Source organism: Sphingomonas sp., assembly GCF_036387595.1.
Classification (GTDB): domain Bacteria; phylum Pseudomonadota; class Alphaproteobacteria; order Sphingomonadales; family Sphingomonadaceae; genus Sphingomonas.
The window spans coordinates 19,771-28,097 of record NZ_DASVTL010000026.1 but is presented as its reverse complement, the minus strand read 5'-3'; the positions used below and the strand labels follow the sequence as shown (position 1 = coordinate 28,097).

The window sequence follows — 8,327 nt, the reverse complement described above, 5'->3', positions numbered from 1 at the left end:
GCCGACGCCCGCACTCGTCGCTTGACCGCAGGACACCCGATCACGTCTACTTCAACCGGCCGCTTCTCGCAGCGGCATGAAACCGGCGGACGCTCCACTTAGCAATCGCGCCGAGCTGTGCAGATGAACCGAGCCACCTCTGACTGCTACATTAACCAACAGGCCGAATGTCTAACGTGCGATCCACCGCAAGAAAAAAAGTCGACGCGACAATCGATCTCCTTCTTTCGAATGAGGCGATCGAGCGTGACCTGAAAATCCTGCAATATGTGCAGGATAGGGTTAGACGGAACATGAGCAAGCCGGCGTGGCTGCCACCCACTGCGGATCGTCCATCATTATATAAGCGTTACCGTGGAAGAGGATTTCCGCTGCGAGATCACCTTCCTGAGCAGGCTCCGGCATGGACTAGATTGACCCCTTGGATGAAAGCGCAGGTTGCCGGGCTCTGCTTGCACTCAGTGCCCTTCAAGGTTTTTACAATCACCCTGCATGAGGAACTCATGGCGGAACTCAGGGACCGAGGGGGACCAAACCCGAAGAAATATCTAAGTGTCTGTTCCAAAAAGAGGTGAGTGATTTCAGCGGGTTGTGATTCTGTCGAATTGCTGAAGTTCGATGTAGGATCACCTGTGACCTGGACCGAAACCACTCGTCGCCGATATGAGCGTCGTTGTCCGCGTTACGCAAGCGATCTGACGGATGAGGAATGGTCGCTGATCGCGCCGATGATGCCGGCGCCGAGACGCTGGGGGCGTCCACGCCGGGCGGACCTGCGCGAGATCGTCAACGCGATTCTGTACCTTGCCTCGTCGGGTGGGGCGTGGCGGCTGCTGCCGAAGGATTTCCCGCCGTTCTCGACGGTGCAGAAGTATTTCTACCGCTGGCGTGACGAGGGCGTGCTACGCCAAATTAACGAGATGCTGGTGCGCGCGGCGCGAGAGCGGGAGGGACGCAAGGCCGATCCAAGCGCCGGTGTCATCGACAGCCAGTCGGTCAGAACCACGCAGGAAGGCGGCCCCAGGGGTTTTGATGCCGGCAAGAAGGTCATGGGGCGCAAAAGGCACATCGTCGTCGACACGCTGGGCCTGATGGTCGGCCTCGTCGTCCATGCCGCCAGCCTCCAGGACCGTGACGGTGCACCGCTGGCAATGGCAACCATCGTGCGACACTGGCCAAGCCTGCGACATGTCTTCGCCGATGGTGCCTATGCCGGTCCGAAACTGGAAGCCGCGCTGGAGAAGGTCGGACGTTTCACCATCCAGATCGTCAAACGGTCCGACGCGGCAAAGGGCTTCGAGGTCATCCCGCGACGCTGGGTCGTCGAACGCACCTTCGCCTGGCTCGGACGATGCCGCCGACTGGCCAAGGATTTCGAGCGCACCATCGCTTCCGCAGAGGCATGGATCCTCGTCGCCAACATCCGCCTCCTCACCCGACGCCTTGCAAGGCACTGAATTATCGATCAACTTTACGATTCAGACTCTGAGTAATTACCATAGCCTTTTCGCCAACGAGCTTACTATCTTTCGGTTCTCATCAAGCTGCTCTTTGTTGACCTTAACTCTTTGTGAAGCAACACTTAAAGTCCCAGAATTCATCGAAACAAACGGTGTGCCACGTGCAAAGGCGACTACGCCGGATGTCTGGAAGTCTTTGATTTCTTCAATGCCGTCGCTAACCGAGCAGAACGTAAAAAATCCTGGGTAATCGTTTAGTATAGACTTTACATCGCTTGATATACCATCAAGGACGGCCGCGTAGCCTTTGGCAACCTTGATATATTGAGTAAGTCTATTTTTGATTATCAAATGTACTTTTGGTAAAGGTAACTTGCCAGCCGTCATTCGAGTATGAAAGTTATGTTGAGCATATATCTCGGAGGGAAGCTTAATACCGAATATAAGGCTCATGGCGTTCTGTATTCCGCGGCGAGAAGAGTCATCAGCCGTAACGGGTAAAACGACGCGCTCACATGCTGCGAGCGCGATCTGAGTACATCGAAAAACTTGGGTTCATGTCGATGAAGCAATAGTCGTACTCCCCATCCGCGCTAGCTATGAAATCCCTTATCCAAGAAACGATCGCTACCCAACTGTCAGTTCCTGGTATCTGGGTATTTGCAAGCGTAGATATCGCGTTTGCCTGAAGCTCCAACAGCGGATCTCCCGCAAGAAGCGATATATTATCGGGTATATAGCTGTTGTAGTCTCTGGGCTTCGATATAAAGCCAGAGCTAGCTACTGCAGCGTTATCGAAAGGCTTCGGCAGTCTAGTTTGAAAATATCCTCCGATTGACTGTCTGCCGGCGTTTCCATGAAGAACAAGAAGATTCTTGCCGCCTTCATGCTCTTGACCACCCAAAAGAAGCTCACTCAGATTCGCTTGCGGGCAAACATCAATTACAAGGATACGCGACTGCGCATTTTGTGAGGCAAAGGCACATATCGTCTGAAAAGAGAGACTGGTCTTACCGGTACCCCCTTTGTTGTTCCAAAAGCCCAAAACCTGCATTAAACTACTCATGCGCCAACCCTACGCAAGAATGTAGAATATCTACATGACGATGTCAAACTACGATGTAGAAATGTAAACCTCCCCACCCCGCTCGCGGAACCGCTCGCTCATCTCGGCCATGCCGGCTTCCGCGTCCGTCTCGCTTGGGGCTGCCCCTCCACCATTTGGCTGGGCCAAATGGTCCCCCTCCCCGCTTAGCGGGGAGGACTGGGCGGCGATGAAGGCGGTGGCGGGTTGGTTCTGCTTTGCCGCGAAGTCGCGGACCTCCTGCGTGATCTTCATCGAGCAGAATTTGGGGCCGCACATCGAGCAGAAGTGGGCGGTTTTCGCGCCTTCGGCGGGTAGGGTCTGGTCGTGGTATTGCTCGGCGGTGTCGGGGTCGAGCGACAGGTTGAACTGGTCGCGCCAGCGGAATTCGAAGCGGGCGCGGCTGAGTGCGTCGTCGCGCAGTTTCGCGGCGGGGTGGCCCTTGGCCAGGTCGGCGGCGTGGGCGGCGAGTTTGTAGGTGACGACGCCGACCTTCACGTCGTCGCGATCGGGCAGGCCGAGGTGCTCCTTGGGCGTGACGTAGCAGAGCATCGCGGTGCCGTACCAGCCGATCATCGCGGCGCCGATGCCGCTGGTGATGTGGTCGTAGCCCGGCGCGATGTCGGTGGTGAGCGGGCCGAGCGTGTAGAAGGGGGCTTCGCCGCAGACCTCGAGCTGCTTGTCCATATTCTCCTTGATCTTGTGCATCGGCACATGGCCGGGGCCTTCGATCATCACCTGGACGTCCGATTTCCACGCGCGGTGGGTGAGTTCGCCCAGCGTATAGAGTTCGGCGAATTGCGCTTCGTCGTTGGCGTCGGCGATCGAGCCGGGGCGCAGGCCGTCGCCGAGCGAATAGGCGATGTCGTAGGCCTTCATGATCTCGGTGATCTCGTCGAAGCGCTCGTAGAGGAACGATTCCTTGTGGTGGCTGAGGCACCATTTGGCCATGATCGAGCCGCCGCGGCTGACAATTCCGGTGACGCGCTTGGCGGTCATCGGGATGTAGGGCAGGCGGACGCCGGCGTGGATGGTGAAATAATCGACGCCCTGTTCGGCCTGTTCGATCAGCGTGTCGCGGAAGATTACCCAGGTGAGGTCTTCGGCCACGCCGCCGACCTTTTCCAGCGCCTGATAGATGGGGACGGTGCCGATCGGGACGGGCGAGTTGCGGATGATCCATTCGCGGGTGTCGTGGATGTTGCGGCCGGTGCTGAGGTCCATGACCGTGTCGGCGCCCCAGCGGATCGACCAGACGAGCTTGTCCACTTCGGCCGCGACGTTGCTGGCAACGGCGCTGTTGCCGATGTTGGCGTTGATCTTGACCAGGAAATTGCGGCCGATCGCCATCGGTTCGGATTCGGGGTGATTGATGTTCGACGGGATGATCGCTCGACCGCGCGCTACCTCGTCGCGGACGAATTCGGGGGTGACGTGGTCGGGGATGCTGGCGCCGAAGCTCTCGCCGTCGCGGACATGGTCGCGCAGCATGTCGCGGCCGATATTCTCGCGGATCGCCACATATTCCATCTCGGGCGTGATGATGCCGCGGCGGGCATAGTGCATCTGGCTGACGTTCTGCCCGGCCTTTGCGCGTAAGGGACGTTGCGGCACGTTGGGGAAGGGCTGGACGCCGCCGGAGCGATCGGGGCCGAGCTGGCCGTTGTCCTCGGGGCGCAGTTCGCGGCGGGCGTAGCTTTCGACATCGCCGCGCGCCTCGATCCACCGGCGGCGCAGGGGGGCCAGGCCGGCACCGATGTCGATGCGGACCGCGGGATCGGTATAGGGACCGCTGGTGTCATAGACGTTGAGCGGCGGTTCGGGGCAGGACGGATCGAGGTCGATCGCGCGCATCGCGACCTTGAGCGGGCCGACGTGGATCTTGCGGCTGCCGCGGATCGGGCCGGTGGTGACGCCGATTTCGGTGCGCGCGGGGAAATCTGCCATCGTTTCGCTCCAAAGGACACGGAGCGAGCGCGGATTTCGGGTGAAAGCCGCTCCCTCCCTCCGCCGGTGAGCCCTCATGCGAGGGGCCGGATCAGGTTCGGCGGGTCGCGGGCTCGTGCCTGCCTCTCAAGCGCCGACAGCGCTTCCCCGGGGATAGCCCGAGCATAGGCGCGCGGGGCCGCGCGACCAAATGAAAAGAGGTGGCACGAAAAAAGGGCCGCGCGGTCGCCCGCACGGCCCCTTTCACCGAGGGAGCGGTGATTATTTGGCGGCAGATGCCCTGAGCGCGCCGTTGACGCCCGCGGGGAAGAACGCGCCGGCCGAGACCGATGCGGCGGTGGCATTGCCATAGACGATGTTGAGCACCTGACCCGGCGAGCGGCTGAAGGCCAGGCCGTTGGAATTGGTCGGCACCAGATTGGCGACGATGCCGGCCGGGCTGTTCATCGGGGCGATGCCCTGATCGGCGTCCGGGCCGATACCGCGGATGAGATCCTCGGCAGGGGCGCCGTCGGCGGCATCGCGAAGGTCGGACACCTGGCCCGCGATCGTGATGAGCGAACTGGCCGACTGACCGCGCGCGTAGAGGATCGTGCGGACCAGTCCGGCGTGATAAGCCTCCGCCGCCAGGATGCCGGCTGCGGCCTCCAGGAAGGTCTTGTTGCTGACCAGCGGCGATGCGCCCTTGTACGCAGTGACCCCGACATCTTCGAAGATGAACGCGCCGAGCAGGAAATTGTCCGGGGAGGCATAAGGATCGAAGGTGCCGCCGGCGGGAACGATCCCCGCAAGCCGCGCCGCGGCGCTGAACGCGCCATTGGCATCGCCCGAGATGTTGATCGCGGGCTGCGCAGCCGCGGCCGCACCCAGCACGTTGCGGATGAACGCGACGTGCGCGATCTCGTCCGCCGCGATCTCCCGCGCATATTGGCCGATGATCGTCTCGCCGGTGAAGTTCACCGCACGAGGCTGACCAGCGCCGGTGCCCGCGGTCACGACCGCACCCTGGGTGCCCGTACCCGCCAGCAGCGACGCGTTCAGACCGACGCCATAGACGGCGTAGGAATAATATTGCGCTTCAAGATATTCGAGCTGGAGCGCGAAGTTGAAGATGTCGACGTCGGTGATCGCCGCCGGGCTGGGTGCAGCGGTCGGCGTCGGCGTCGGTTCCTGGCCGTCGCCATCGTCACCGCAGGCGGCGAGCAGCGAGAGGCCGCCGGCGGCGACGGTGGCGGCGCCTGCATATTGCAGGAAGCTGCGGCGTTCCGACTGCCGCTTGGATACGGCGTCGAGCACTTCGAGAATGGATTTATCGTCACGCATGGGAAGTCCCCTCCACGGGAATGGTCTGGAAAGCGGCGGCTTAGTTCGCCGCGCTGGTCCGGATGGTGCCGTTGACACCGGCGGGGAAGAAACCGCCGAGCGTGACCGCCGCCCTGTTGAGATAGACGATGTTGAGCACCTGCTGCGCGGTACGGCTGTACGCCAGGCCGTTCGCATTGAGCGGCGCGATGTTCGAGCCGATGCCGCTCGCAGGCAGCAAGGGGCCGCTGATCGTCATCGGGGCGATCCCCTGATCGTCGTCGGGTCCGACGCCGCGGACCAGATCGACCGCGGGGGCACCGTCCAGCGTGTCGCGGGCGTTCGAGATCTTCTCGGTCGCGTCGATCAATGCCGGAGCATTGATGCCGCGCGCATAGAGCGCGGTGCGCACGATCGCGGCGTGATATGCCTCGACCGCGAGGATGCCTGCTGCCGCTTCGAGGAACACCTTGCTGGTGAGCAGCGCCGCCGAACCCTTGTAGGCGGTGACACCGACGTCCTCGAAGATGAAGGATGCCAGCAGGAAGTTGTTGGGCGAGGCATAGGGATCGAAGATGTCGGCGTCGGTGAACGCGCCGTTCGGACCCGTCGGGGTCACCACGCCGGACGCACGCCCGGCGGCGGTGAACGCGCTGGCCGCGTCACCCGAGATGTTGATCGCAGGCTGCGCGACGGCAGCGGTAGCGGTCAGCGCGGTGCGCAGGAACGCGACGTGCGCGATCTCGTCCGCCGCGATCTCGCGGGCATATTGGCCGATCAGCGGATCGCCCGAAAAATCGACCTGACGTGGCGGATTGCTGCCGCTGGTCGAGACCGACCCCTGCGCGCCCGTCGTCGTCACGCCGCCCAGCAGACTGGCATTCAGCCCGGTGCCGAAAGCGGCATAGGAATAGAATTGCGCTTCGAGATATTCGAGGTTCAGCGCGAAGTTCAGGATGTCGGTGTCGGTCACCGTCTGTGCCGCGGCGGGCGTGGCGAAGGCGAAGGCGCCCGCACCGACGGCGGCTGCGCCCAGCGCCACCTTGAAGAAGGCGCGTCGCTCCTCGCGCCGCCTTACGCGCGAGTCCAATGCCTCGATAAGTTGTTCGGTGTCCGACATGACCGCCCTCTTCCTTCTATTGTGCTCTGGAACAGCAATAGACGGCGCGGATGGTTGTTCCGACGAGTATATTTTAATTCTTTCGTGCATCCGGAGCGTTGGTGGCGACGTAGCGCCGCGGATGCGGACGGGGGGTTATATCTAGAGTCGTTCGCGACCAGGTTCGCTCTCCCCTCCCCTTCAGGAGTGCGGGGTCGTTTGTGCTCCCAGCACAACCCGAAATTGCCGGGGGCAATTTCACCCCGCACTGGGCTGGGGGTGGGGGCTATCCACGAGCGATACAGCCTGCCGAAGCCCCCCACCCCAACCCAGTGCCGGGTCGGTCAGGCCCCCGGCCTGACCTGAACCGCGCGGGGCGCGGTTCACCCGGCACTCCTGAAGGGGAGGGGCTATCGCGTATCAACTTGGTCGCAAACGACTCTAATCCGACGTGCAGAGGCATGATCGAGCCCGGCCTGCGCCGGGGTGGTGCGCGTCCGACGCCAGCCGTTCAGTACGTAGCCGACGCGAACCGTCAGAAGGTGTAGGCCAGGCCCACCGCCCCGTACCACGTGGACTTGTCGCCCACGTCGCGGACCAGCGGGCTGTTCTTGTAATCGCCGAGCAGGCGGCTGTGGAGCAGGCCGCCGCCGACCGCCAAGCCGCGACGCAGGTCGCCGCTCAGGCTTTGCAGGACGAAGGCCGAGAAGTCGATATTCTTGAACCCGCTGTCGCGGACGTCATAGCTGCGCAATCCCGATGCCAGCATGCCCGACGGCGTGACGCCGAAATAGGTCCGCCCGAACCCCTTGCCGACGTAATCCGCGGACGCGCCGATCCCAACCAGGGTCGCATAGGACAGAGGCGTCGAATAGTTGATCTGCGGCGTGACGACATAGCTGCCGTGCGATCCCGACACGTCGTGGACGAAGCCGACGCGCGCGGTGAGCGTGTCGAAATCGCTGGTGATGACGCCGGTGCGCGCGATACCGATCGAGGCGCCGACTTCATAGGCGGCGTCGATCGCACCGAGGGCGCGGACCTGATCGTTCTTGATCCCCTTGGCGCTGTTGCGCTGGAAACGCGCGGCGACGATCGGACCGAATTCGAACTTGGTGCCCGGTCCCGCCGGATCCTTGACCAGATCGACGTAGAGCTGGGTGCCGCGGGTGAAGAAGTCATAGCCGCCGAGCGTGCCGATCGCGACAGCGCCCGGAATGATCTGATTCTGATCCGCGCCCTCGTAATCGGGGATCGACGCCGCACCGACGCCGATGGTCACCCGGTCGCCGGGAATGGCGAGTTCGGGATTGGGATCGACGGGGCCGGACCGGGGAGCATTGTCCTGTGCATGCGCCACAGTCGGAAGCGCGAGCGCGAGAGTCGCGGCGGCGAGGAGGAAGGCGTTGCGCAAGGGGGGATGCTCCGAAGGCGT

7 protein-coding genes are annotated in these 8,327 nt (G+C 62.4%); 1 reads left to right on the top strand and 6 read right to left on the bottom strand.

Annotation, left to right across the window (positions count from 1 at the left end):
• The first annotated feature begins 632 nt into the window (after positions 1-632).
• Entirely contained in the window at positions 633-1,457 is an 825-nt protein-coding gene (locus tag VF643_RS01165; RefSeq protein ID WP_331041527.1) for an IS5 family transposase, read from the top strand.
• Between the two features lie 36 nt (positions 1,458-1,493).
• Here VF643_RS01165 and VF643_RS01160 read toward each other — a convergent pair whose 3' ends face one another.
• From VF643_RS01160 to VF643_RS01135, 6 genes are all read right to left on the bottom strand, one after another.
• On the bottom strand, positions 1,494-1,913 hold the full coding sequence (locus VF643_RS01160) for a hypothetical protein (protein ID WP_331041525.1): 420 nt from the start codon (positions 1,911-1,913) through the stop codon (positions 1,494-1,496).
• A 58-nt stretch (positions 1,914-1,971) separates the two neighbouring features.
• Positions 1,972-2,526 (bottom strand): ParA family protein, encoded by a 555-nt coding sequence (locus VF643_RS01155; protein ID WP_331041524.1) that lies wholly within the window; start codon positions 2,524-2,526, stop codon positions 1,972-1,974.
• Positions 2,527-2,574: 48 nt separating this feature from the next.
• A complete protein-coding gene (thiC, locus tag VF643_RS01150; protein WP_331041523.1) occupies positions 2,575-4,491 on the bottom strand; it encodes a phosphomethylpyrimidine synthase ThiC in 1,917 nt (638 codons plus the stop codon).
• Between the two features lie 261 nt (positions 4,492-4,752).
• A complete protein-coding gene (locus tag VF643_RS01145) occupies positions 4,753-5,814 on the bottom strand; it encodes a ferritin-like domain-containing protein (RefSeq protein WP_331041522.1) in 1,062 nt (353 codons plus the stop codon).
• 40 nt (positions 5,815-5,854) lie between these two features.
• Positions 5,855-6,913 carry a ferritin-like domain-containing protein gene (locus VF643_RS01140; RefSeq protein ID WP_331041521.1) on the bottom strand — a complete coding sequence of 353 codons (1,059 nt, stop codon included), beginning with the start codon at positions 6,911-6,913 and terminating at the stop codon, positions 5,855-5,857.
• A gap of 514 nt (positions 6,914-7,427) precedes the next feature.
• Positions 7,428-8,306 carry a MipA/OmpV family protein gene (locus VF643_RS01135; protein WP_331041520.1) on the bottom strand — a complete coding sequence of 293 codons (879 nt, stop codon included), beginning with the start codon at positions 8,304-8,306 and terminating at the stop codon, positions 7,428-7,430.
• Between the last annotated feature and the right edge of the window lie 21 nt (positions 8,307-8,327).

Bases quoted from the DNA above. Each gene is read 5' to 3' on its own strand.
- VF643_RS01145 (WP_331041522.1), bottom strand. From the start codon at position 5,814: ATGCGTGACGATAAATCCATTCTCGAAGTGCTCGACGCCGTATCCAAG.
- VF643_RS01155 (WP_331041524.1), bottom strand. From the start codon at position 2,526: ATGAGTAGTTTAATGCAGGTTTTGGGCTTTTGGAACAACAAAGGGGGT.
- VF643_RS01140 (WP_331041521.1), bottom strand. From the start codon at position 6,913: ATGTCGGACACCGAACAACTTATCGAGGCATTGGACTCGCGCGTAAGG.
- thiC (WP_331041523.1), bottom strand. From the start codon at position 4,491: ATGGCAGATTTCCCCGCGCGCACCGAAATCGGCGTCACCACCGGCCCG.
- VF643_RS01160 (WP_331041525.1), bottom strand. From the start codon at position 1,913: ATGAGCCTTATATTCGGTATTAAGCTTCCCTCCGAGATATATGCTCAA.